2 protein-coding genes are annotated in these 797 nt (G+C 61.5%); both read left to right on the forward strand.

The features are described 5' to 3' along the window. Positions 1-131: 131 nt before the first annotated feature. On the forward strand, positions 132-344 hold the full coding sequence (locus AD72_RS35025; RefSeq protein ID WP_031470955.1) for a hypothetical protein: 213 nt from the start codon (positions 132-134) through the stop codon (positions 342-344). Beyond that, a complete protein-coding gene (locus tag AD72_RS35030) occupies positions 332-718 on the forward strand; it encodes a hypothetical protein (RefSeq protein ID WP_156365532.1) in 387 nt (128 codons plus the stop codon). The genes AD72_RS35025 and AD72_RS35030 overlap by 13 nt, the downstream gene beginning before the upstream one ends. Positions 719-797: the final 79 nt, after the last annotated feature.

The raw sequence follows: 797 nt of genomic DNA on the forward strand, positions 1-797 counted from the left end.
TGATGAGCGCGCTGCGGCACGTCCCGCGGCCGATCTTCCGCAAGCTCCCGATCTGAGCACGGACGGCATCCAGCAGCAAATCGTCTACCCCGGGATTGACTATTGCGTCTACCCCGGGGTAGACTTATCATGTGAAGCGGGCAGACCTCATCAAGCGGATCACCAAAGCGGCACGATCCCACGACCTCACGTTCGAAGTGAAGCGCCATGGTGCCCGCCACGATGTCTACTCGCTGGACGGGCTCATGATCCCAATCGAACCGCACAGCGAAGTGGACAACCGGTACGCCGAAATGGTCTGCAAGGAGTGCGAACCGAAGCTGGGAAGGCGGTGGTGGAAGTGACCATGTATCAGGTGCGTGTGGAACGCGGTGAGAAGTTCTGGCTTGTCTACGTCGCCGGAGTGGACCGTTGGACACAAGCGAAGCGCTTCTCCGAGGTGGAGGACACCGCACGGGACCTGGTGGCGGTGATGGACGATGTTGACCCCGAGTCAATCGAGTTGACAGTCGAAGTGAGCCTGCCGGACCTAGCTAACCAACGGTTGGAGCACGCCCGACAGTTACGCGAAGCTGCCACCCGCGCCAACGCCGAGGCTGCCGAGGAGACGCGCGCCGCAGTACACACACTGATCGAGGACTCGGGCCTGTCTCAACAAGAAGTCGCCGATGTGCTCACCCTGTCCAAGCAGCGAGTCAGCCAACTCGTCAACGGCTGATCCAGTTCACTCGCCCAACCTAGGTTGACAGTTTCTGGGCACCGCCCAGTGGCGCTGGGTGATGAGCGCGCTGCGGCAC

The sequence above is a fragment of the Sciscionella sediminilitoris genome, from assembly GCF_000737195.2.
GTDB classification, from domain to species: Bacteria; Actinomycetota; Actinomycetes; order Mycobacteriales; family Pseudonocardiaceae; genus Sciscionella; species Sciscionella sediminilitoris.